This is a genomic window from Phocoenobacter uteri, from assembly GCF_900454895.1.
In the GTDB taxonomy this organism is placed as follows: domain Bacteria; phylum Pseudomonadota; class Gammaproteobacteria; order Enterobacterales; family Pasteurellaceae; genus Phocoenobacter; species Phocoenobacter uteri.
The window spans coordinates 1507351-1533320 of sequence record NZ_UGTA01000001.1; the positions used below are offsets into that span (position 1 = coordinate 1507351).

19 protein-coding genes are annotated in these 25970 nt (G+C 38.2%); 6 read left to right on the forward strand and 13 right to left on the reverse strand.

The genetic code is table 11. The features are described 5' to 3' along the window. Window positions 1-108: 108 nt before the first annotated feature. The 3 genes from DYE60_RS06880 to DYE60_RS06890 all read right to left on the reverse strand — a co-directional run bounded on the left by DYE60_RS06880 (window position 109) and on the right by DYE60_RS06890 (window position 4206). Complete coding sequence (locus tag DYE60_RS06880; RefSeq protein WP_115315890.1) at window positions 109-534, reverse strand: universal stress protein; 426 nt, start codon at window positions 532-534, stop codon at window positions 109-111. 3 nt (window positions 535-537) lie between these two features. Beyond that, complete coding sequence (locus DYE60_RS06885) at window positions 538-3153, reverse strand: TRAP transporter permease (protein WP_115315891.1); 2616 nt, start codon at window positions 3151-3153, stop codon at window positions 538-540. A 90-nt stretch (window positions 3154-3243) separates the two neighbouring features. Beyond that, on the reverse strand, window positions 3244-4206 hold the full coding sequence (locus DYE60_RS06890) for a TAXI family TRAP transporter solute-binding subunit (RefSeq protein ID WP_115315892.1): 963 nt from the start codon (window positions 4204-4206) through the stop codon (window positions 3244-3246). 189 nt (window positions 4207-4395) lie between these two features. Between DYE60_RS06890 and DYE60_RS06895 the strand changes: the two genes are divergently transcribed. Then, window positions 4396-5001, forward strand: a complete 606-nt coding sequence (locus tag DYE60_RS06895; protein WP_115316440.1) for a YigZ family protein — start codon at window positions 4396-4398, stop codon at window positions 4999-5001. Window positions 5002-5019: 18 nt separating this feature from the next. Here DYE60_RS06895 and tehA read toward each other — a convergent pair whose 3' ends face one another. After that, on the reverse strand, window positions 5020-5979 hold the full coding sequence (tehA, locus tag DYE60_RS06900; RefSeq protein WP_115315893.1) for a dicarboxylate transporter/tellurite-resistance protein TehA: 960 nt from the start codon (window positions 5977-5979) through the stop codon (window positions 5020-5022). Between the two features lie 263 nt (window positions 5980-6242). Here tehA and DYE60_RS06905 point away from each other — a divergent pair, with 263 nt between their 5' ends. Further along, window positions 6243-8129 (forward strand): PTS fructose transporter subunit IIABC, encoded by a 1887-nt coding sequence (locus tag DYE60_RS06905; RefSeq protein ID WP_115315894.1) that lies wholly within the window; start codon window positions 6243-6245, stop codon window positions 8127-8129. Between the two features lie 67 nt (window positions 8130-8196). Here the strand turns inward: DYE60_RS06905 and DYE60_RS06910 are convergent, their stop codons facing one another. The 4 genes from DYE60_RS06910 to mutL form a co-directional block, all read right to left on the reverse strand. After that, the gene (locus DYE60_RS06910) at window positions 8197-9327 is read right to left on the reverse strand and encodes a glycerate kinase (RefSeq protein ID WP_115315895.1); all 1131 of its coding nucleotides are present in this window, start codon (window positions 9325-9327) and stop codon (window positions 8197-8199) included. A gap of 8 nt (window positions 9328-9335) precedes the next feature. Further along, a complete protein-coding gene (locus DYE60_RS06915) occupies window positions 9336-10628 on the reverse strand; it encodes a GntP family permease (protein ID WP_341701815.1) in 1293 nt (430 codons plus the stop codon). A gap of 88 nt (window positions 10629-10716) precedes the next feature. After that, window positions 10717-11808 carry a sugar diacid recognition domain-containing protein gene (locus DYE60_RS06920; RefSeq protein ID WP_115315897.1) on the reverse strand — a complete coding sequence of 364 codons (1092 nt, stop codon included), beginning with the start codon at window positions 11806-11808 and terminating at the stop codon, window positions 10717-10719. A gap of 24 nt (window positions 11809-11832) precedes the next feature. Next, entirely contained in the window at window positions 11833-13749 is a 1917-nt protein-coding gene (gene mutL / locus DYE60_RS06925) for a DNA mismatch repair endonuclease MutL (RefSeq protein ID WP_115316441.1), read from the reverse strand. Between the two features lie 210 nt (window positions 13750-13959). On the opposite strand from mutL, the gene DYE60_RS06930 reads away from it, so the two are divergent. From DYE60_RS06930 to DYE60_RS06945, 4 genes are all read left to right on the forward strand, one after another. Then, a complete protein-coding gene (locus DYE60_RS06930) occupies window positions 13960-17070 on the forward strand; it encodes a TonB-dependent receptor domain-containing protein (RefSeq protein ID WP_115315898.1) in 3111 nt (1036 codons plus the stop codon). A gap of 81 nt (window positions 17071-17151) precedes the next feature. Beyond that, window positions 17152-17934: a Slam-dependent surface lipoprotein gene (locus DYE60_RS06935; protein ID WP_115315899.1), complete on the forward strand. Its 783-nt coding sequence runs from the start codon at window positions 17152-17154 to the stop codon at window positions 17932-17934. 291 nt (window positions 17935-18225) lie between these two features. Next, complete coding sequence (locus DYE60_RS06940) at window positions 18226-19635, forward strand: surface lipoprotein assembly modifier (protein ID WP_115315900.1); 1410 nt, start codon at window positions 18226-18228, stop codon at window positions 19633-19635. 501 nt (window positions 19636-20136) lie between these two features. Continuing rightward, window positions 20137-20649 (forward strand): transposase, encoded by a 513-nt coding sequence (locus DYE60_RS06945; protein ID WP_115315901.1) that lies wholly within the window; start codon window positions 20137-20139, stop codon window positions 20647-20649. Between the two features lie 79 nt (window positions 20650-20728). Here the strand turns inward: DYE60_RS06945 and DYE60_RS06950 are convergent, their stop codons facing one another. The 5 genes from DYE60_RS06950 to napA all read right to left on the reverse strand — a co-directional run bounded on the left by DYE60_RS06950 (window position 20729) and on the right by napA (window position 25957). Next, entirely contained in the window at window positions 20729-21337 is a 609-nt protein-coding gene (locus DYE60_RS06950) for a NapC/NirT family cytochrome c (RefSeq protein ID WP_115315902.1), read from the reverse strand. A gap of 11 nt (window positions 21338-21348) precedes the next feature. Then, window positions 21349-21777: a nitrate reductase cytochrome c-type subunit gene (locus DYE60_RS06955; protein WP_115315903.1), complete on the reverse strand. Its 429-nt coding sequence runs from the start codon at window positions 21775-21777 to the stop codon at window positions 21349-21351. A gap of 5 nt (window positions 21778-21782) precedes the next feature. Continuing rightward, window positions 21783-22643 (reverse strand): quinol dehydrogenase ferredoxin subunit NapH, encoded by an 861-nt coding sequence (napH, locus tag DYE60_RS06960; RefSeq protein WP_115315904.1) that lies wholly within the window; start codon window positions 22641-22643, stop codon window positions 21783-21785. Beyond that, window positions 22643-23398, reverse strand: coding sequence for a ferredoxin-type protein NapG (gene napG / locus DYE60_RS06965; RefSeq protein ID WP_115315905.1), 756 nt, complete (start codon window positions 23396-23398; stop codon window positions 22643-22645). The genes napH and napG overlap by 1 nt, the downstream gene beginning before the upstream one ends. 75 nt (window positions 23399-23473) lie before the next feature. Next, window positions 23474-25957, reverse strand: coding sequence for a nitrate reductase catalytic subunit NapA (gene napA, locus DYE60_RS06970; protein WP_115315906.1), 2484 nt, complete (start codon window positions 25955-25957; stop codon window positions 23474-23476). Between the last annotated feature and the right edge of the window lie 13 nt (window positions 25958-25970).

Here is a 25970-nt window from a genome sequence, read left to right on the forward strand (position 1 = left end):
GCACAAGCTGTTTATAACTCGATATCGTACTAATAAAAAGCCTAAAACTTTAGGTCTTAGGCTTGGATTTTCTTAATAGTATCTATAGATACCTTACTGGCAATAAAATCAACGCAATAATAATATTGGTTTTTCGCAATCGCGGGCGATTTTGACAGTGCTAGGATCGAGCCCTTTTTTACTCTCTTTTTTCTTCGCAAACATTAAAATTAAATCAATGCTTTTGTCGTGTGCGATGCGGTTGATTTCTTCGTGGGGTGAGCCGTGTGCAACAATATGCTGTACTTTTGCCCCTTTATCAAAATTTGCTTTGGTAAATTCGTGTAGCATTTTATTCGCTTCGGCGATCACTGATTTATCAAATCCTTGTGGTAAAAAGGATGAAATAAAACTACCATCAAAAGGTTCGATCACTGTTGCTACGCGATAAACAGCATTGGGATTATGAGCAGTCATATCCTGTGCAATTTTGACAATTTCTTCGGCTCTTTTGATGTTACCAAGATCCACAACAATTAAAATTTTGTTATACATAAATTAGCTCCCACGAATAATTCGGTTTGTTTTACGTCTTCTTTGATTCCAACCGACAAAAAAAGCAAGCAATAACGCTGGAATAAACATCAATTCTTTTGGTAATGATGCCTGTGGTAATTTTACACTTAAAATCACTTGATCCCAACTGAGCTTCGCTTTTTCTGCTGGCGAGCCAATATCAACCATATCCACAATAACTTTGTCTTCGGTTTGTAATAATTCTAAACCTAGTTCTTTAAGACGTGCCTTGCCTTCTACGTTTGGTACTTCAAGTTCGGTGAAGAACTCAATTGGTTTACCATAAGGATTGACCCCTGCAATTTCTAAAGTCAATTTCTCGCCTGCGGGTGCTTTTTCTAGCTGCTGTATAAATTCCGTTGCTGGCACAGTATGTGTGCTTGGCGAGATTTGTTCCATAAAGAGTGCAGGGCGGAATAGGATAAATGCGGCTAAAATGAGTAATGCCGTTTCCCATTTCTTGTTATTTGTCACAAAGAAATTCATTGTAGCAGCAGTGAAGAGCAGGATAGCAGTGGTGGAAATAATAAAGACTAGTATGCCTTTTGCCCAGCCAATATCAATCAATAATAAGTCGGTATTAAAGATGAATAAGAAAGGTAAAATTGCCGTTCTTAAACTATAGAAAAATGCCACTAGCCCTGTTTTAATTGGATTCCCGCCAGAAACCGCCGCAGCTGCGAAAGAGGCAAGTCCAACCGGTGGCGTTACGTCCGCCATAATTCCGAAGTAGAACACAAATAAATGCACCGCGATTAAAGGTACGATTAAGCCATTTTGGCGACCCACTTCGACAATAACCGTTGCCATAAGGGAGGATACCACCACATAGTTGGCGGTGGTTGGTAAGCCCATTCCTAAAATTAAGCTGAATACCGCAACAAGAATCAGCATTAGCAATACACTTCCCATTGAAAGTGCTTCGATAATGCCTGATAGTTGTACCCCAAAACCCGTTAATGAGACAACGCCAACGATTATACCCGCAGTTGCTGTAGCAATACCGATACCGATCATATTGCGACCGCCCGTTTCTAAGCCATCAACAAGATCTTTTATTCCTAATTTTATTGATGATAAATTAAAGGCTTCTTTTCTGAAAAAGTTTAATAATGCTCTTTGAGTAACAAGAATAAACCCAAGTACGAGCGTTCCCCAGAATGCGGATAAACCTGGTGATAAACGTTCGATCATTAAACACCAAATCAAGACAACAACGGGTAATAAAAAGTGTAATCCTGAGTTAACTGTTGGTTTCACAGATGGTAATTTAACAATTTTAGAGGTTGGATCATCAACTTCTAATTCAGGAAATTGTGCTACGCGGTAAATTAAGCCGACATAAACAATGGCTAAAAGTACGATTATGATGCTAAAAGCAGCATCTGGTGCAACGTCTTTTATCCAACCTAAGCCAAATTCTACACCGAAATAAAGAAGACAAATCGTTAAGAACGCCGCTAATGCACGAATGATAACCGTTAATAGTGGTCTTGCTGGATCGGTTCTTTTTAATCCTGATAAGCCTAATTTACACGCTTCTAAATGCACGATATACACTAATGCAATATAAGAAATTAAGGCTGGCAAGAATGCGTGGGTGATCAATTCACTGTACGGCATATTAACGTATTCAATCATCAAGAATGCTGCCGCCCCCATTACAGGTGGCATAATTTGTCCATTTACCGAAGAAGCCACTTCTACCGCCCCCGCTTTTTCTGCTGAAAAGCCGACACGTTTCATCATTGGAATAGTAAATGTGCCGGTGGTCACCACGTTTGCGATTGATGAGCCTGAAATTAAGCCCGTTAATCCAGAAGCTACAACAGCCGCTTTTGCAGGACCACCACGAAGATGCCCTAAATACGCAAAGGCAGTTTTAATAAAGTAGTTTCCTGCCCCTGCTTTATCTAGCAATGCACCAAATAATACAAAAAGGAACACATATTTTGTGGAAACCCCTAACGCCACCCCGAAGACACCTTCCGGTGTCACCCATTGTTGGTTAATGATATGAGAAAGTGTGCCTGTGCGGTGGCTAACAATCCAGCTACTTGGGAAAAATTGTCCAACGTAGTTATATAATAAAAAGGCAGAGGCAATAATAACCAAAGGTAAGCCCAGCGTTCGGCGTGTTGCTTCAAGTAGTAATATAATCCCGATACAACCTGCGATAATATCCTGTAAATTTGGTGCACCAAAACGAGTGACCAATTCTTCATAAAAGAATAAATAATAAGAGCCTAAAAATGCACCAGCAAAAGCAAAAGCCCAATCAATCAGTGGCACTCTATGTTTTGGTGAGGTGGCAAAAGCAGGGAAAGTTAAAAATCCTAAGAATAACGCAAAAGAAAGATGGATTGAACGTGCTTTAGTGTCGTCAATCACAACATTAAACTCCCAGCCCATTGATCTAACGATTTCTTGTAATGTATAAGCCAGCGGTGAGCTGTAATAGAGTTGGAATAAAGACCATAAAATAGCGGTTACAACGATCAATTTTTTGGTCAAACCATAGGGGTTACGACCACCAGAATCATTCGATGCAACCATATCTTGTAGATCATCAAGATCTACTTTATTTATTTCAGACATAGTATGCTTTCTCGTAAAAAATAATAAAAACGAAACAACCCCCAGTTTAAATAAACTGGGGGAATAACCTAAAATATGTAAAAGGTTAAATTATTTTAACCAGCCACGCTCTTTATAATAACGCACTGCACCTTCGTGAAGTGGTGCTGAAAGTGCATTTTTAATCATATCTTGTTCTTTTAAGTGTGCAAATGCAGGGTGTAAACGTTTAAAACGATCGAAGTTATCAAATACCGCTTTTACAACCGCATAAACACTGTCTGCATCCACATCAGATGAGGTGACTAAGGTTGCATAAACCCCAAACGTATCTACAGGTTTATCAGACCCTTTATATAAGCCACCTGGAATCGTTGCTTTTGCATAATAGGCATTATCCGCAATCAATTTATCAATAGCTTCACCTGTTACTGGTACTAAATGTGCATCACAAGATGCAGCTGCTTCTTTTAATGCTCCATTTGGGTGACCTACATTATAAGAAATCGCATCAAGGTTGTTATCACACATTACCGATGCCATCTCTGCGGCTTTTAATTCTGAAGCAACTTTGAAATCATTTTCTGTCCAACCTTTTGCTTTTAAAATCACGTTCATTGTTGCACGCGTACCACTACCTGGATCGCCGACATTAACACGTTTATTTTTCAAATCATCAAATGTGTTAATACCCGAATCATCGCGTGCCATTACCGTAAATGGTTCTGGGTGAATAGAGAATACTGCACGTAATTTATCGTTCTTTTTACCTTCGAAAGCACTTGTACCATTATAAGCGTGGAACTGCCAATCTGATTGTGCAATTCCCATTTGCATTTGATTACCTGCAATCGCATTTAAATTCGCGACCGATGCTCCTGTTGATGGTGCATTACATTTTACATTTGTTTGTGCTGTGGTTCGATTCACTAATTTACAAATAGACTGCCCCACAACATAATAAACACCCGTTTGTCCGCCTGTTCCAATCGTCACAAATTTTTCATCAGCATGAGCCATCATCGTTCCCATCGCTAGCCCTGCAACTAAAGAAAGCTTTAATAATTTTTTCATTCAATTTTCCTCTTATTTTTGTAATTTAAAAGTTGAGCTGTGTTTACTGTGCTGTCTCAAAAGCAACGATTAAAATATATACTTGAAAATAATTGTTTTTGCAAGAAGTATTATTGATGTTTGAGATAAATTTTTATAAAGATTGCTATTGATGATATGATAAGCACAAATCAATTTATTGTTACATCTATGGAATATTACGTCCCAAAATCAGAAGTTATTTTTGAAGAAGAAATTAAAAAAAGCCGTTTTATTACTTATATTCGCCACACTAACGGCATTGAAGAAGCCAAAGCTTTTTTAGCGGAAATGCGAGCTACTTATCCTGACGCGCGTCACCACTGCTGGGCGACCGTTGCAGGTACACCAAATGATAGCCAACAATATGGTTTCACGGATGATGGTGAACCACAAGGGACAGCAGGAAAGCCAATGCTTAACCATCTATTAGGAAGTGGATTAGGGGAAATCAGCGTGGTCGTTGTGCGTTATTTTGGTGGAATCAAATTAGGTCCAGGCGGGCTGGTTCGTGCTTATGGAAATGGTGTTCAGCAGGCTTTATTGCAAGTGGAAAAAAGACGTAAAGTCATCAGAAAATCTTACCGCTTACAATGTGAATACGATCAATTTAACTCACTACAAAACTTGTTAGAATCAATGGATATTGAGATTTATGACCAACAATTTAGCGATAAAATTGTGATTGAATTGGGGATCAATCCAAATGAATTAGAGGCGATTCAGCAAGCCATCACAGAGCGTTTTTCGGGACAGCTTGCGTTGATTGAAATCTAATATTTAATCACCCAAAGATTACTTAACAAAAAATCGCCCTTTTACGAGTAAATAGAGCGTACCAATAAACATCAAGGCAATACACAGGGTTGCAAAACTAAACATTGTCAACCCTAGCATATAAAAAATAGGCGCTTGATTTTGTTCAGCTAAAACAATGCCTACTTTTGCCATTGAAGCAAGTCCGAATGAGAATCCCCAAACGCTTGGTGTAAAACCATTGGCAAAAATCCACGGAAGCAAACGGATTAAAAATAATAGTTGTAACAAACCATATCCGATGAGCATTTTAACCAAAAGATCAATTTCACCACCATTGACGGATAAATATGCACTTGCGCCCACAAAAGCAGGGGCAAGTTGAATGCCGATGATTGGTCTGAGGTTTTCGGCTAAGGGTGAAACGGTTCGTAAACGCTGTAAAACACTAGGTTCAAGAATAAGCCAAGAGAAAAATCCCGCACCAAAAAAGATCATTCCCATATCTTGGTAACCCAATGTTCCCATCACCACAGCACTTGTAAAATTGGTTGCCACAGTGGGTAAGTACATCGCTGGAGTGGCACTTTCCTGATTAAAAGTACCACGCCACATTCCCGCAGTATGAAACGCTGAAAAGCCGAGTTGCCCGATAATCCCAAGAATGAATAATAATTTTGCAAATATGGGTGAATAAGGCAATATCCCTAAACCGATTAGACAGGTTGTGATCGGAATTAAGCTAACGAAGCAACCTAATATTAAATGATTTAATTCTGCTTTTGCTTGCTCGCGATAAGCGATCCATTTCCAAATATAAGCAAGAATAAAAATCAACCAAACAAAGCTCCCCACCCCCATCAAAGATTCACTAATAATGGCTGAAAAACTAAAAAATGACGTAGCATAACGCCAAGCAAGTCCTAAAGCTAAAAGTCCTAAAACAATACCAAAATAGTTAATTGGAATAGGAAAAGGTTTTGTTTTTAATTGTGTCATTTTGTTTAGAAAAATAATATAAATAGAAGAATGAATAATACACCATTTATAAAAACTGCCAAAAGAAGCGGTGTGATTTATATCATTTTTTGCAAAAAAATCACAAAAAATGACCGCTTATAAACAAAATTATGTGATTTTAGTTATTGTTTTTTCAATAAATTCTTATAAATGAGAATAAGATCACAAAAATTTTTATCAAAATACATTATTATTCAAGACCTTACTTTTATTTTAAAACTTACTTATTAAAAGAGGTCAATATGATTACTCAACTGATTAACGAAAAGCTGATCTGTTTGGATCTCAAAGCAACCACAAAAGATGAAGTATTCCGTGAATTAACGGAAATACTTAATTCACAAGGAAAGCTAAAAGATCCTGAACAATTTTTAAAAGATGTTTATGCACGTGAACAAATCGGTAACACGGGATTTGAAAATGGTATTGCAATGCCACACGCAAAAAGCTCAGCAATCACTGAACCTGCAGTCGTAGTAGGGATTAGCCGTAGGGGTATTGATTATGATGCCGAAGATGGTGAATTATCTAAATTATTCTTTATGATTGCTTCACCTGATGATAGTTCAGATCACCATATTCAAGTATTAGCCGAGCTTTCTTCTAAATTGATTGAAGACGGTTTTATTGATGCACTTTTCAATGCAAAAACCAACAGTGAAGCACTTACCTTATTACTTGCCGAGAAAAAATCAGTTACAACTACATCAGTAAATAAAGGCTTTCTGATTGGCGTAACCGGCTGCCCAACAGGCATTGCACACACCTATCTTGCCGCAGAATCCCTTGAAAAAGCAGCCGCTGAAATGGGATATAGCATTAAAGTAGAAACCAATGGTTCCATTGGGGTACGCAATGCACCAACAAAAGAAGAAATCGAACAGGCCACTGCTATTTTAGTATGCTGTGATAAACAGGTGGATATGGCTCGTTTTAATGGTAAAAAAGTCATTCAAACTGGGGTAAAAGCACCAATAAACAATGCTAAACAAGTGATTGAACAAGGTTTACAAGCTCCTATTTTTACAGCGGACAGTAAAGAAACCCGCCAACAAGCCAACCAAAAATCTAACCGTTCAAATTTCTATCGCTACTTAATGAATGGGGTATCACATATGATTCCATTTGTGGTAACGGGTGGTTTGATGATTGCTCTTTCCCTTGCTTTGGGAGGTGAACCAACACCACAAGGTATGCAAATTCCGGAGGGGAGTTTATGGAACCACGTTCTTAATGTTGGGGTGGTCGCCTTTACTTTAATGATCCCAATCCTTGCAGGTTATATCGCTTATGCGATCGGGGATCGTGCAGCCCTTGCTCCAGGTTTCATTGGTGGTTGGATTGCAAATAATGGATCTTTCTACGGTGCGTCAGCGGGAACTGGGTTTATTGGTGCCATTATTGCCGGTTTACTGGTTGGTTACTTTGTGCGTTTTATCGTACAACAAAACTACCATAAAATGGTTGCCCCACTCGTGCCTATTATGATTGCCCCAATCTTAGGAAGTGTCTTTATCGCAACCCTCTTTATCTTCGTTATCGGTGCACCAATTGCGGATTTAATGCAATGGTTAAATGCGATGTTAACAGAAATGAGTACCGGCAACGTGATTTTACTGGGTATCGTACTTGGTGGAATGGCAGGCTTTGATATGGGTGGACCAGTAAATAAAGTGGCATTCCTCTTCTCTGTGGGAATGATTGCAAATGGTCAAACACAATTTATGGGGGCAATGGCAGCCGCTATTCCTGTCGCACCACTTGGAATGTTCCTTGCAACCGTAATGGGACGTAAATTAAACCTCTTTGAAGAATCTGAAATTGAAGCCGGTAAAGCATCAGGTGCGATGGGCTTGGTGGGTATTTCTGAAGGGGCGATTCCATTTGCGGCACAAGATCCATTATCTGTTATCCCTGCAAACGTCATCGGCTCAATGGTTGCAGCGGTATTAGCCTTCTCATTCGGCATCACAAATAGCGTTGCACACGGCGGACCAATCGTTGCCCTACTTGGTGCAATGAATAAACCGGTATTAGCACTACTTTGTATGATTGCCGGTGCAGTGGTAACCGCGATTGTTTGTATCGCACTGAAAAAAGTGCGTCAGGCTAAAATGGTAACAGCATAAAATATGCGTTATAACTAAAACAAAAAGCAGACTTTTAAAGTCTGCTTTTTTATAGGATTGCTTTTATTTACACAACCCGACACAACCTTGCAATATTCTGTGCCGTTGAAATCAAATTTGCTTTACCTTGTTGCAAGGTTTCTTCAAGCGAGCCTAGATTACGAATAATCGGAAAAACGCAATCAATGCCATATTGATACACCACTTCATAATCTTCTCGTAAACAGCCCACAATCGCAATCACTGGCTTGTTAAACTGTTTTGCAACCTTCGCAACACCAATCGGCGTTTTACCTGCAATGCTTTGAGCGTCCATTCTGCCTTCGCCGGTAATCACTAAATCAGCTTGCTCTACAAATTGAGCCAGTGACGTGGCTTCAATCACAATATCTACGCCTGATTTTAGGGTGACGTTAGGCAATAATAATAAACCGCCACCCATTCCACCTGCCGCACCACAACCTGCTTTTTCTTTAATTTCAAGTTGAAGCTGTTGCTGAACAATATTCGCAAAATGTGCCAATGATTCATCTAATTGCCCAACCATTTCAGGGGTTGCCCCTTTTTGAGGACCAAAAATAGCACTCGCTCCATTCTCGCCACATAAAGGGTTATTCACATCACAAGCCACTTCAAATTGAACCTTGCTTAAACGTGGATTTAACGCCGATAAATCAATTTGAGCAATCTCTTGTAACGCTTCGCCCCCAAAACCAATCGGCTGATTTGAACCATCTAAAAATTTTCCACCTAAGGCTTGCAACACTCCAACACCGCCATCGTTGGTCGCACTTCCGCCAATCCCAAGAATGATTTTTTCTACGCCATACTCTAACGCTGAACCAATCAATTCCCCTGTGCCAAAAGAAGTGGTTTTCAGGGGATTACGTTTTTCAGGCGGAACAAGGTGTAAACCAGAGGCGGCGGACATCTCAATAAATGCCGTTTTACGATCCCCTGATAGCCCAAAGAAAGCGGTTATTTTATTCCCTAATGGAGCGGTGACTTCGGTTTCTATAATTGAGCCATTTGTTGCATCAACTAAGGATTGCACCGTACCTTCGCCACCGTCTGCCATCGGAATTTTTACAAATTCTGCATTTGGATAAACTGCTGAAAACCCTTCTTCAATCGCATTCGCCGCTTCTAAGGCGGTTAAACTTTCTTTAAATGAATCAGGGGCAATGATAATTTTCATACGCTGTCCTAAAATTTGAATACACCAAAAATCAAGGTTGAAACAACCGCCATTATTAAACCCACTGCACTTTCATAAGGAATGAGTTTTAAACGTTCTTTAATATCCATATTCACACAGCCACCTGTTGCGTGGAAGAAAGAGCCGTGTGGCATATGATCAAAGACGGTAGCACCTGCGTGGATCATCGCAGCCCCCGCTAAGCTACTCACACCAAGTTCAAGCAATGTACTACTAAATACATTAGAGGCAACCACCGTGCCTGCGGTTGTTGAAGCTGTTGCTAAGGACATCAATGCCCCTGATACGGGTGCAAGCACATAAGATGGTAAACCTGAGGCTTCTAATCCGTTAATTAACACATCTTTTAGCCCTGAATGTGCGATTATTCCCGCCAACGCCCCTGTGCCTAATAACATTATTGCAACTGGTGCCATTTTTCCTAAACCTACAATCGCATATTGATTGACGTTTTTTAGTTTACCCATACAGATAGCCCCAATCAAGCCACCGAGCGGTAAGGCGATAAGCGGATCGACACTGATATTAAATAATGGACGTAATGCTAATAGAATAATCGCAACCAGCGGGGCAACCATTGCTGGTAAGAATTGTGGTAAATGATGATTATCAATTACAATCACTTCTTCAGCATTCACTTTTGAGCCTTTTGACATAAGGTGTTTAGCTAAAAAATACGTTAAGATAACCCCAAAAATAGCAGGAATAATCCCTGCTACCATTACCGATGTGAGCGGTAAATCAAATGCGTCCGCAGCCGCAATCCCATTCGGATTTGGCGACATAATATTACCCGCTTTACCGCCACCAATCATCGCAAGTAAAATCGCTGGGCGAGATAAATCCACTCGTCTCGCTAAGGCAAGAGCGATAGGCGAAACCGTAATCACAGACACATCAACAAACACGCCAACAGCTGTTAAAATCATTGTTGCTAAGGTTAAGGCAAGCAAGGCTCTCGCTTCCCCTAATTTTTTGACGATAGTTTCCGCAATCGCATTTGCAGCCCCTGATTCAATCAGTACACCAGCTAATACCCCAGCGGCTAAAATTCGCATTACCGCAGTGGTAATGCCCTGTGCACCGCCGATCATCAGTGAAACCGTTTCGGTTAAATTCGCACCGCCAATCAAGCCCCCAACTAATGCCCCCACGAGCATACCGTAAGCGGGAGATACTTTGCGTAAAATTAAAAAGATTGCCACCGTTAATGCAACGATTGCACCTAAGGCTGATACAGTTATCATTGTTACTCCTTTTGAATGTAAAATAGATACTATTATTATTTCTATTCTTCAAAAGAAAATCTTTGGATAAAAATATAAAAAGGTGTGGCAGATTTAACAAATTTTTGTATTTTTCTACAAATTATCTTTTTAAAATCGTACTTAAATATAAAATAAATTTTTCATCTATCTTATTGAATGATAAAGAAGTTATCTGCTCAATTTTATTTAAACGATAACGTAATGTATTGATGTGAATAAATAAATTCTGAGCGGTGCGATCTAGATCACAATTTGCTAAAAAATATTGTTGTAGCGTTTTAAATAATACTTTTTTGGTGTCATTTTCTATCAATTTTTCAACAGGAAGAAGCAACTCATCAACATACCAAGAATGGCTCATATTATTGAGCAAAGCAGGTAATTTATATTCTTCAAAAAAGTAACAAGTCTTTCTCGGAAAGGCTTTTTGTCCATAACGCAAAGAGCTTAACGCCGTTTGATAAGATAAATGCAATGCTTTTGCAAAACAGTTCTTTAAACCGACCGCTATCCGATATTCATTCTTCTTAAAAAGAGGAGACATTATGTGATGAATAGGCGTTGGGATTTCATTCTCCCACAATAAAATAATCTGTTTCTCTGCATTGATAGCAATCTCTACGTTAACAAGATTTGACTCAAAATAGCCCACTAATTGCTGTACATTTTCAACGGAAGGTTGCGTTAGTTGAATAATAATCACGGTTCTTGTGACGTTTAAGGGAAAAGCAAAAAACTGTGCTTGTTCAACAAGTTCGCTTTCAGAAAGATTATTTTTAAGCAACTGTAAAATAAAATCTTCTCGATAGCGTCTGTTCCATTGCTCTCGCTCTAAAAGATAGGCTTGCTCTACAATCAACTCTGCGGTCATTTTGACGAGCTGTGCATAATAACGTACTTCTTCCAGTTCCCCTGAAATACCGATAACCCCAATATTTTGAGATTGATAAGTAATAGGTAAATTGATCCCTGAACGCACTTCATTATGCCACTTTTGAGCAAGCTCACGATCAATCTCAATCACACTCGAATTACGCAACGCCAACACTGCACCAATATGATGTTCGCCAATACGAGAGGGATTACCAGAAGCAATAATTATTCCATTTTCATTCATCACATTCACAGAATAATTGATGATTTTCATCGTACGTTTGACAATATCTTGTGCGAGGCGTTGATCAATTTTCATTTGAGATCTCACAAGTAAAAAGGGTTATTCTTCCAAAAACTGCCCAAAATCCACTTCAATATAACTTTGTTCTAGTTGTTGTTTAGTCATTAAATTTTGCTCAATTTCTGCGAGTTGGGTAATGCAATCGCTTAAATTACAAGCGGTGTGATTTACACAATTTTTTGCAAAAAATTCGCTTAAACTGACCGCTTGTTGGTTGAATAAATCGAGTAATAATTGTTGTAAATTTTGTTCTCGTAAACATTGTGGTACTTTGTTGATGGTTAAGCGAGTTTGTCCTTGCCAGTGTTTTTCAATAATTTCAAAACCAATCATAGTAAGTTGTTGCTCACATTGTTGCCACGCGATGGTTTGGGCTTCATCAAGGGTTAAACTTAATGGAATCAGTAATACTTTGGTTTCAGTTTTTTTCAGTTCGGCTTGTAGTTTTAATTCCGCTAATTTTTTTAATGGAATTAAGTAAAAAGATTCTTGTTTCTTCAACAACAGAGCTTTGTTTTTCACAATCGTAAGGGCTTGGATATAGTCCGAACTTGGCTGTGTAAGCGGTGTAATTTCTGCGGTTTTTTGCAAATTATCCATTTTTGGTAAATTTTCACTAAAATCTGACCGCTTCATTTCTGAAGGTCGAGAGGTTTCCGTACCTCTTTGTAATAATTCGCCATAAAGACGTTGTGAGGATTTACTTACACTTGGTGAACCATAAGAAGACGAGCCATAAGAGGGCGTATAACTCGTGGAACGAGAAGGCGTTGATGGTCGTTGAAAACTAAGTCCCTGTGAATAATTTTCTTGGCGTTGTGCTTGATATTGTTCTTGAAATCGCTCCGCAAAAATATTCTTGCCCGCTGCGGCTCGGTTTGTATCTTTCGCATAACTTGGAATCGGTTCATTAACCTGATTGCCAGTTAAAGGTAAATTCGCCTGCTCTTGCAACGCATTCGCAATACCCTGATAAATAAAATCGTGTACCAATCGTCCTTGATGAAAACGTACTTCGTGTTTTGCTGGGTGAACATTCACGTCCACTTGGCTCGCATCTAAATCCAAAAACAGCACAAAACTTGGGTAACAATCTTTGGCGAGTAAATCGCCATAGGCTTGGCGGATAGCGTGGTTGATGGTTTTATCACGCATCATTCTGCCGTTTACATAGCTATAATTGAGATCATTTTGCGTACGAGCAATGGTGGGCGATCCGATCCAACCTTGCAAATGAAGATCGCCGTGTTGCCAATCTAAATGCACGCTATTTTGAATAAAATGATCGCCACAAATTGCCGCCACACGTTTTTGCTGTTGCGCTAAATTATGCTGAGCAATGCCACGATAATGGCGGATTTTTTTATCGTTGTGGGTTAAAGTAAAGGTAATGCTTGGTTTTGCCAATGCAATGCGTCGCACCACTTCATCAATATGGCTAAATTCCGTTTTATCGGTACGCAAAAATTTACGTCTCGCAGGGGTATTAAAAAACAAATTTGCCACTTCAATGGTTGTGCCAACAGGGTGTGAGGCGGGCTGAATTTCCACCGCCATATCTCGCCCTTGTGCGTAGGCTTGCCACGCTTCCGTTTGATTTTCAGGGCGAGAAGTGAGAGTTAAACGAGATACCGAACTGATACTTGCCAACGCCTCGCCACGAAAACCTAAACTTAAAATCGCCTCTAAATCTTCAAGGCTCGCAATTTTACTGGTGGCGTGACGAGCGAGGGCTAATTCCAGATCTACTTTTGCAATACCACAGCCATTATCACGAATACGGATCAACTGCGATCCGCCCTTTTCAATATCAATTTGAATATTGGTCGCCCCTGCATCAAGGCTATTTTCCACTAATTCTTTAACCACAGAAGCTGGTCGCTCTACCACTTCCCCAGCCGCAATTTGGTTGGCAAGTTGTGGGGGTAAAATATTGATAAGGTGTGTTTGTGTCATTTTATTTTTAGATTTTAAGAAGATAATTGAGGGAATTTTAGCATAAATTATAAGGGTGACCAAAACATCAAAAGTTCTCATTACTCTCAAACCAAATGATAATAAAAATGGTTAATATTATTGTTTTTATTTGAAATTTTATTATAATCACGCACTCATATCTAATTGATATTCATTCTTATTTAATTCTTGATATAAGGGAAAAATCTAATGAAAAACTATCGTTTAAAAACGCATTTATCTGCAATTACACTCGCTATTCTTGGCGGTTATACCTCTTCTGTATATAGCGAAACTCTTACTCCTGTAACGGTTTATGGTGAAACAGCCACCTTAGACGGTTATAAAACTGATGAACAAAATTACGACGCTGTTTACGATAATAATTACAGCACGGATTTTGTGGGCAAAAAGCGTATCGATTCTTATCGTGGTACAACACCATCAGATTTGCTATCAAGCTTTGCTGGGGTTTACAGTGGTGATGCGAGAAATAGTGGGGCGATAGATCCGAATATTCGTGGTTTACAAGGAGAGCAACGAATCAAAACCCGAATTGATGGCACAGAGCAAGCAATTACCGCTTATCGTGGTTATAACGGTGCTTCAAATCGTAATTATATTGACCCGATGCTAACCAGCAGTATTCGAGTGGTTAAAGATTCAGGATTAGATACAGGTGTGCAAACTGGTATTGGCGGAGCTGTTGAAATTAAGACCTTAGATGTAAATGATTTTATTGGAGAAGAAGGTGGATTAGGAGGAGAAATTCGTGTTGAGGGAAGTTCAAACTCAGTTAAACAAAGAGCCCCTAAAAATTATGCTGGCGAGAAAATGGTAAATATTCCTGAATATAAAATTGATGGGACAGAGACTAACAATTATTTCACTATTCCCCGTTGGGATTTAAAATCAGGCACCACTATTTTATATTCTCAATCACGTAACCAAAAAAGTAAAAGTGATCAATTTAATCCTTTAAAAGGCAATGATTATGCAATACGAGTCGCATTAGGTTATAAAGCGGATAATTGGGATATTATGGGAGCAATAGCAGAGCGTAATCGTGGTAACTATTTTGCAGGAGCAAAAAACTATAATTATTACAATACCCCAATAGATAGTACACATAACCAAACCGTGAGAGAAATGGCACACTTTTTTAAACCGGGTGAAGAAGTGTTTAACTCATCTAATAAAATGACTTCTTATCTGTTCAAAACAAGCTATCAGCCAACAGATTCACAAAAAATTAAATTTAATTTCCGTCGCAGTAAAAGTATTTATGGCGAAATTATGCCAAGTCGTATTGAGGCAGCAAGAAATTCACATATAGGGATACAATGGCCACTTTCCGAAGTTACTGCTGATGCTTACAGCTTACAGTATTATCTAAATCCACAAGATAATCCTTATCTCAATTTAAAAACCAATGTATGGCTCACTCGCACCGATATGAAAACCTACAATTCAGGGGGAAAAATTCTTGTTGTGAATGATAACGGAACGAAAATGACTTTCGATGATTACGATCGCAACAAAAATAAATGGGATTTAAGCAAACTACAAGATGACTTTGCAGAGGATATGGCGTTTGTAAATACTTTACATACACGCAAAGGCGTAGATATTTCTAACCGCTTTAAACTCTCTGATAATGTAAATATTACTGCTTTTGCTAGCTTACAAAAAGAAAAAATAGGAGCTGCAACACCAACCAAAGGAGCTGTGCAACACTGGGTTCAAACACCACGAAAAGGTCGTCGCCAAGAATATGGCACAGGGTTTAATGTTAATTGGAAAGCAACGGATAAATTAACCTTAGATCTTGGAGCTCAATATAATTCTTATTGGATGTTTGATGATTTCTTAGCTGAGCAACTTCAATATCCAGATTCTGTTGTAAATAACTCGCAATTTACCACAAAAGATGATCATTATAAATATACCTATTGGACAAAAACAGATGCAGGGCGATTAAAAGCATTAAAAGATATTTTTGGGGTTGATAATGAAAAAGACTTTGTTAAGAAAAAACTTAACAATGAAATAGCAGCCTATGAATATGATCCTGAGTATTCTGGTTGGGGGTTAATATATAAAGCTCAATTTGAAGAAGATGTTGCAAGTGGCAAAGTACCTAATGGAGATCAAGCTAATGTAAATAATCTTAGAGATCCTATTATCCAAAAATGGTTAGAAGAAATATTTAAAGAAGATTTTAAAAATTTTGATGATAAATATTATAGCGAAGGTGATGAACATACTATCGAATGGCAAAAAGATAGCGATGGAAGATTTAGCATAAAAAACAATCCGTGTTTAAATGGCACAATTAGTAAAGTGGAAGGTCTAGTTAAACCTAAAAATATGCTAGGTATTGATACTCGTTGTAATGCTGACTTAACCTCTGTATCTAAAGAGGTAAAAATAACCTCTGTTGATAAAACTAAGGGGCATAAATGGACACCCGCTTTGGCTTTAAATTACCAAATCACAGATACCTCACGCATTTATACTCGCTATAATGAGTCAATACGTTTTCCAAGCACTCGTGAAGGCTTACTCTCTTTCTCCTCCATATATGTTGGAGAAGGGTTAGCATTACGCCCAGAACATAGTAAAAAATTAGAAGTGGGCTATGTGCATAATCTTACTCGCTATTTCCCAACCGCAGAAAAAGTGGATCTAAAAATGGCTTATTATCAAAATAATATTAAAAATGTAATCGATCGCGATCCTAATTTCCACGTATTTAACCTTGATAAACAAAGTATTAAAGGATTAGAGCTACAAGCTCGTTATGATAACGGCACTTTTTTCAGTGATTTAGGAGTGCATTATCTACTTAAAAATAAAGTATGTGATAGAAATACTGCGGCTCTTACAGATGCTAAGCGTAATGGATATCGTGCTGATCAGCCTGTACCAACCTGTGTCAATGATGGCTTCTGGGGTACATTCTCTGTAACACACGCTGTGCCTAAATTATCCGCTAAATTACATTTAGGTGGACGCTTCCTCGATCGTAAGTTAGAGCTAGGCTCTCGCATTACTTACTACAACAGAATAAACACAACAGATTACGATAACTATATTGAAATTGCAGATAAAAAAGCCACTTGGCCATTCAACCCAGTTTATGGTTGGGATAACACTTTCTTAGTGGATGCTTATGCTCGCTATAAATTAAATAAAAATGTCACATTTGAACTATCTGGTAATAACTTAACGGATCAATATTACGTCGATCCAGCTACTCGAACAGCAAGACCAGCACCAGGTAGAAATATTAAATTAAGTTTTACTGGGCGTTTCTAAAATGCTCAAAATCGAATTAGCAATAACGCTAATAAACCGTGCATTTTGCACATATTTATTCACAATAGTAGGAGAAAAATAATGAAAATCTCTAAAAAATTAGCACTTAGTGCAGTAGCTCTTTCTGTATTCACTTCTTCTTATGCAGCGAATATCGTCGGAAAAAATTCACAACCTCACGGAAATACTTCAATTGCAGTGGGAGAATCAACTGTATGGGCACCTTTTATTCATAGTAAACATAAAGCAGGTGTTGGTGTAAAAAGTGAAAACAATAACGTTGAAGATAAAGTTGATTTTGGCGGGCTTGCTAACAATAGCAACACTAAGCCAATAGTCGATAAAGGCGTTACAGTTAATCATTTATACAAAACAATGGAAGGCAACGGTAACTGGTGGAAAATCCATAAAGGTATTGGTAGCTTTGACTTTGTTCAAGTAGGCGGTGCTGATGTATGGTTTGGCGAATGGTCTGAAAATGGTGCAGAAGGCAACTTCAAAGGTCGTCAAGTATTCTATGTTGGCGATAAAGAAGGTACAACAATGCCAAAAGGCGGAAAAGCAACCTATACAACTTACGGTGTAAATAAATTTACAGGTAACAACGTAATGAAAGGTAAGTTAATAGCTGACTTTGATAAAAATACATTAGTTGGTGGTATTGCTAACGCTGGAAATAAATTAGTTATTCAAGCCGAAATTAAACCAGCTAGTGCTTCTTTTGATGGAGATGCTTTATTTAATGGAACAAAAGGAGACTCAAAAGGTCATTTCTTCGGCAACCAAGCAGTTAACTTAGCAGGTATTGCAGAGTTTGCTGATAAAGATAAAAACACTGCCTTTGGTGGTACAAAAAATAAATAATTTATTATAAATACAAAGGGCAAGTTCGCCTTGCCCTTTTATCTTTTAGTAAAATTTTTGCAAATTCTTTATAAAATATAACCGCTTATGTTTTTTATTTAATGAAAATATTCCGTATAGAATTGTGAAGTTTGATGAGAAAGATAAAACGTTATCTAAAATAGTAAAAAAATGAAAAATTTATTGTGATAGTAAAAGAGCTCTTTGCCTTGCTTTTTTATCTGTCAGCAAAATTTTTGCAAATTCTTTATAAAATATAACCGCTTATGTTTTTTATTTAATGAAAATATTATGAAAAAAAATCTTATTTTAGTATTACCTTTTATTACCAGTTTGGCTTTTGCAGATGAAAATCAACAGGCTAATATTTGGCAAAAAGTAAATCGCCATAATCAAGCCCAAGAGCAACACCTTGTGGAAGAGCCTATTGCCAAAAATGCTATATCAATGCCACAAAGAATAAATATTACAACGGCGTTGATGATGGCGATTAACCGTCATCAATGGCAATTAGTAGAAAAAATATTAGCTGAATATCAGCAGTATCCAAATTATGAAAAAGCCTTAGGATTATTTGCACAAGCCCACTTAGCTAAAGCAAAGGGAGATAATGAGATTGCAGAAGATTATTTTCAGCAAGTGTTAGATCTTTATCCGCAATTTGTTCGTGCGAGATTAGATCTTGCACGCACTCAATTTGAGAATAAAAAAAATAGTTCAGCGAAACAGAATTTTAGTCAAATTGATACTACCTCTCTGCCCGTTGCAGTAACGAATAATATCAATGCGTATTTGAATGCCTTAAAAATACGAGATGATTGGCACGGAAATATGGGAATAGGATTAGTGCATAGCCGAAATCTCAATCAATCTTCACAAGATTATCGCTGTTTTTTAAGATTACCGAATGGATTTTGTATCAATGACCGAAAAGCACCAAAAGCCTTGAATGCAACGGGATTAAGCTATGAAATAGCATTAGGAAAACGCATTGAACTTTGGGATCAGCACGGCATTGAGATGCGAGGGTTATGGTATGGAAAAAACTATAAGGATCACAAAGATTATAATGAAAGCACACTGTCATTGAGCGTGGGTTATAACTATCAAAATGCCAATAACAGCCTTTCTATTGCACCAACTTTTGAATATGTTTTTGACGGTAACCACGCGTTATATCGTAGCTTCGGAGGGCAAGCTGAATGGAGTCATAACATCACACCAAACTTAAATAGTAATATTGAATTAAGTTATAAGAAGCTGGATTATATTGATAACGATTATAAAAATAACGAAGGTAACCAGTTTAATTTTTACAGTTCATTATCCTATGGAATCACGTCAAACACGTTACTATTTGGAGGGATAGACTTGGGAAAAAGCCACACAAAACAAATTGTTAATAGTTATAAAAAATATCGTGCAAGGCTAGGTTTACAAACCCAATTTAATAACGGTTTTAATGTTGCCTTGTTAGGCAGTTTAGAAAAACGCCGTTTTGATGGTTATAACGGTTCTTTACAAGCGAAAAGGCACGATAAAAAACAAACTTATTCTATCTCACTAGGTAACGAAAATTGGGCTATTTATGATTTTAAACCAAGTTTTACAGTAGAACACATCCGTAATAAAAGTAATGTTGATTGGCTTTATTCTTATAATAAAACCAATTTTTATTTAAAGTTTGTGAAAAGATTTTAATATATTATTGATAATGTAATGCCTATATTTATTTGTCAAGGCATGCCTTGACGCTACAGTATTCATATTTTGTAGAAACAACGCATGCGTTGTTTTTTTATTGGCAAAATTAAATTTTTCAATCGCTGCCACAAAATGATTTTATTCTTTACGCACAGAAATAATAAAAATGTTTAACAGCCTATATTCATTCGTCAAAGCCTGCCTTGACGCTACAGTATTCATATTTTGTAGAAACAACGCATGCGTTGTTTTTTTATTGGCGAAATTAAATTTTTCAATCGCTGTCACAAAATGATTTTATTCTTTACGCACAAAAATAATAAAGATATTTAATCAGCCTATATTCATTCGTCAAGGCATGCCTTGACGCTACAGTATTCATATTTTGTAGAAACAACGCATACGTTGTTTTTTTATTGGCGAAATTAAATTTTTCGATCGCTGTCGCAAAATGATTCTATTCTTTACGCACAAAAATAATAAAGATATTTTTGTACAATGAAAAATAAATTCAAATCAAAATCCTTACGTTTAAGGTATTGGAATTATCAAAATTCTGCTGTTTATTTTGTAACTATTTGTACCAAAAACAAAGTGCATTATTTCGGAGAGATAGTGCAGGAAAAAATTCATTATTCCCCTATTGGTTCAATATGTTATGTTTTATGGAATGAAATGCAACATAGGAATAAACATATAATATTAGGCGATTTCGTTATAATGCCAAATCATATTCACGCCATCTTAATATTATTATCAGATAATATAGAAAATAATAATCATCTAGGAACAAATAGATTTCAAAATATCGGGAAAAACTCTTTATCTTCTATTATTGGTGGTTATAAATCATCCGTGAGTAGATATGCACATAAACTCAATTTTGAATTTCAATGGCAATCTAATTTTTATGAACACATTGTTAGGAATGAATATTCATTAGAGAAAATTTCCCAATACATTTTAGAAAACCCCACAAAATGGTCAAAAAAATATAATAATGATCTTTAATTTATTACAAAAATTCGCCAAGTTATGACTTGGCGATACGGTATTTTTATTTTTTTTAAAAACAAAACAGGCGTTGTTTTTACTCTTTGGTAAACCCTGACTCTACCCCTTCCATATTCGGTAATTGGTGGGCAATACCTTTATGGCAGTCGATACAGGTTTTATTTTCTTCAATTGCCATTTTGTGCATTTTTACTGCTACACGTTTTTGTCCTGTGAAATCCATATCATCAAAATTATGACAGCTACGACAAGCAGCAGAATCGTTGGCTTTCATTCTAGCCCATTCGCGTTCTGCCATTTCTAAACGTACCGCTTCAAATTTTTCTTTGGTATCCACTTTGCCCGTAAAGTGTGCATACACTTCTTTGGCAGCTTCAAGTTTACGTTTCCATTTTGGGAAGAATTTATGTGGAACGTGGCAATCGGAACAGATTGCTTTAACCCCTGAATGGTTCATATAATGCGATGATTGACGATACTCCGGTACAACGTCATTCATATGGCAATTTGAACAAAATTCTTCGGTGTTAGTGTGTTCCAAGGCAGTGTTAAATCCGCCCCAAAATAAAATTCCAACAATGAAGGATAGTGTGATTAACACACCCACAGCAACACGGCTTGGGGAACGAAACCATTGCCAAAAACGGACAATAAAATTTGGTTTTTTCTGTTTTTTTTCTGTCATTTTCTTAACCCTTATTTCCCAAATCCTGGCATTGGTTCAAAATCATTTGGCACAATGCTATCCACATCAGCTTGTGTCACGTGGCATTGTAAACAGAAGTAACGACGTGGCGATGTACCGCCTACGATATTACCATCACGATCCGTAAAGTGAGTTGGGCTAATGCGTGTCGCCCCTGTTACTCGTGCATTTTTAGGGCTATGACAACTTAAACACTGGTTGTTATTTTTGGTTACTTGATAACCTTTCACACTATGTGGAATCACAGGTGGTTGGTTCACATAGTTTAATGGTGGTAATTCTATTTCCTTAGGTGGATTATGAAATGCAGGCGTTACATTTTCTGGCGACTCATCAATATTATTTCCCACTGCAAACACATTGCTTGATAAAGTTGTTGCACCTAAAAGTGCGGTTAAAATCAATAAATACTTTTTCATTGTTATCACTCCCCCGAATTAAATCGATGACTAAATTTAAAAACTTTTTCTGCACAGACGTCAATGCAACGTCCGCAACTAATACAATCTTTTGAAAGCACAATCAGGCTTTCCTCTTTTTTACCGTGTAATGGCGAACGTAATACTTGTGGTTCAGGACAAACGTTATAGCAGTCCATACAGTTATCACATCTTGTTCGGTCAATCACTTTAATACGTAATAGGCTTTTTGCACCAATCAGCCCATAAGTTGCCCCAATCGGACATAAATGCCCACACCAGCCGTGTTCTACGATGAATAAATCAAATAGAAAAATCGCAAGAATTAACCAAATCGTCGCCCCAAAACCATAAATTAAGGCTCGCCCAAAGGCTGCGACAGGGTTGATCCATTCCCACAATAATAAGCCACTGGTGGCACTACCAACTAAAATAATTGCTAATAATCCATAACGTAAATTTCTGGATACCCGTGAATTTTGACGAATACCTAATTTACGACGTAACCACGCAGCACAATCGGTTACTACATTCAGCGGACATACCCAACCACAAAAAACTTTACTGCCTAATAGGGCATACACGCCGACAATAATTAACGCACCAATTAAGGTGGTTGCTGTCGGTAGATACCCTGTGGCTAAGCTTTCTGCGGTAATTAACGGATCACTTAATGGGATCAAATCAAATAATAAGCTCCCTGAATAGTTGCCTTTTAAGATCCACACACCCAAATAAGGTCCTGATAAAAACATCGCTAAAATGGAGAGCTGTGAAATGCGTCGCCAAAATAAAAAGCGATTTGCATACCACCAACCGAGCTTTTCTCTGGCCTCTCTGCCAGCGTATTTAGGACAATTTGCCATTATAGACCGTCCTTAAATCCACGAATGGGAAAGCTAATGATGTCTTTCGGTGCAAGCGAATGCCCTGCTTTTTCCTTCTCTTGCCAGCCAAAACGATAATGTTCGCCCAGCATTCCTTTGGCGAGATCATTTGGTAGCACCTTGATCGCTGCTTCTTCCAATACACACGCCTGTTCACACTTACCACACCCTGTACAAAAATCAGAATGCACCGTTGGAATAAACATTGCGTGTTTGTCAGAACGCGGATTACGTTGCTCTTCTAGGGTTATCGCCTCATCAATCAATGGACAAACACGATAACACACATCACAACGTAACCCTTGCCAATTCAAGCAGGTTTCGTGATCAAGCAACACCGCCAAGCCCATTTTTGCTTTGTTGATATCCGTTGCTTTGGAATCCAACGCCCCCGTTGGGCAAGCCTTCGCACAAGGAATATCCACACACATTTCACAAGGTTTATTACGAGCCACAAAATAAGGTGTCCCCGCTTCTTTTGATGAAACGAGGCTTGCTAGATTTAACATATCATAAGGACAGGCTTGCACACATTGTCCACAACGAATGCAAGCCGCTGAAAATTCTTGTTCATCAAGCAAGGCAAAAGGTGGACGTAATGCAACGCCTTTTCTCGCCATCACTTGTTTTTGCTGTAAACCTAACAGCAAGCCGACTCCAATCAGTCCACCCGCAGTGCGAGTGGCATTTTTTAAGAACTTACGGCGTTCTGGTGTCACAAGATTTTTTTTCATTTGATACAAATCCAACCCTAATTATTTTGTTGCTTATAAACGGTCATTTTTTATGAACTTTTTGCAAAAAACTTATTACGCTTTTACCACTTTCACGGCACATTTCTTAAAGTCGGTTTCTTTTGAAATCGGATCTGTTGCATCTAATGTTAATTTATTAGTGAGCTGTCCTGCATCAAAGAAAGTCGTAAACACTAAACCTACTGGCACTTTATTACGTCCACGTGTATCAATATGCGATACCATTTCCCCACGCGGTGAAATCACTTTCACTTTATCGCCGTGACGTAAACCACGTTTTTTCGCATCATCAGGGTGCATCCAAACTAAGTTATTTGGGAATGAACGGTGTAATTCAGGCACACGACGTGTCATCGTTCCTGTATGCCAATGTTCAAGCACACGACCTGTTGATAACCATAAATCATATTCTTCATTTGGTTTTTCAGCAGGCTCTTCATAAGGTACAGCTAAAATAATCGCTCGACCGTCAGGCTTACCATAGAAATGAATGCCTGTACCTGCTTTTACATAAGGATCTGAACCTTCACGATAACGCCATAAGGTTTCTTTGCCGTCCACCACAGGCCAACGTAAACCACGTGCTTTGTGATAATCATCAAAGTTCGCTAAATCGTGACCGTGACCACGTCCAAAACGTGCGTATTCTTCAAAGAGTCCTTTTTGAATGTAGAAACCAAAATCGTAGGCCTCATCATTTAAACGTCCGTCTAACTCTTCATTTTTATACTGATCAACATTGCCGTTTTTATACAACACTTCATATAAGGTTTTGCCTTTATATTCAGGGCTTGCTGCTAAAATTTCTGCTGGCCACATTTCATCGGTAGTGAAATATTTTGAAAATTCCACAATTTGCCATAAGTCAGATTTTGACTGACCCGGTGCTTTCACTTGCTGACGCCAAAATTGTGTACGACGTTCTGCATTACCATATGCCCCTTCTTTTTCCACCCACATTGCGGTTGGTAGAATTAAGTCTGCCGCTAACGCTGACACTGTTGGATAAGGATCTGACACCACGATAAAGTTGTCAGGATCACGCCAACCTGGATAACGCTCTTGGCTGATATTTGGACCTGCTTGCATATTGTTGTTACACATTACCCAAAGCACATTCATTTTTTTGTCTTTCAATGCACGATCCTGAGCGACTGCGTGATAACCTTTTACAGGCGAAACGACACCTGCTGGCACTTTCCAAATTTTCTCCGCAATTTCACGGTGTTTAGGATTCATTACCACCATATCCGCAGGTAAACGGTGTGCAAATGTCCCTACTTCACGTGCTGTTCCACAGGCAGAAGGTTGCCCTGTTAATGAGAAAGGTCCACACCCCGGTTGTGAAATTTTACCCGTTAATAAATGCACATTGTACATTAAGTGGTTTACCCAAACCCCACGCGTATGCTGGTTAAAGCCCATTGTCCAGAAAGAAACAATTTTCTTGTTTGGATCCGCATAAAGTTTAGCTAATTTTTCTAATTGATCTTTTGGTACGCCTGAGATTTCGTGGGCTTTTTCAAGGGTATAAGGTGCAACAGATTTTTTATATTCTTCAAAATTACTGTCGAACATTTTGCCCGCAGTTTTATTATTTGCTGCTTTTTGCTCTAAGGCGTGATCAGGGCGTAAACCATAACCGATATCTGTTTGTCCACGTTTAAAATTGGTATGTTTCTCAATAAAATCGTGGTTAATCGCATCGTGTTCGATCAAGTAATTTGCGATATAGTTTAAGATCGCTAAGTCACTTTGTGGCTTAAATAAAATACCTAAATCCGCTAATTCAAATGAACGGTGTTCAAAGGTTGAAAGCACGCTTACGGTAACCGTTTCAGGATTGGCTAAACGGTGATCTGAAATGCGTGACCATAAAATCGGGTGCATTTCCGCCATATTTGAACCCCAAAGCACGAATGCGTCAGCGTGTTCAATATCGTCATAACAGCCCATTGGCTCATCAATTCCAAAAGTACGCATAAAAGCAACCGCAGCTGACGCCATACAGTGACGTGCATTTGGATCGATATTGTTCGATCTAAAACCAGCTTTAAATAATTTGTTTTTTGCATAGCCTTCAAAAATGGTTGATTGTCCAGAGGTAAACATACCTACTGCATTTTTACCATTTTTTTCCATCGCTGATTTGAATTTTTCAGCCATAGTTTTGAACGCAAAATCCCAAGTGACAGGGGCAAAATCTCCGTTTTTATCGTATTTGCCATTTGTCATACGCAACATTGGCTCAGTTAAACGGTCTTTTCCGTACATAATTTTTGGTAAGAAATAGCCTTTGATACAGTTTAAACCACGGTTTACCTCTGCATCAGGATCACCTTGCGACGCGACCACTCGACCATTTTTTGTTCCCACTAACACGGCACAACCTGTACCACAAAAACGGCAAACTGCTTTATCCCATTTAATTTTGGTATCAGCTGCCTCAACATTTTTCACAGGAATGGTTAATCCTGCGGCAGTTGCTGCGGCTAATGCCGCATTACTTTTCATAAAATCTCTACGACTTAAATTCATAGCGTCCCCACAC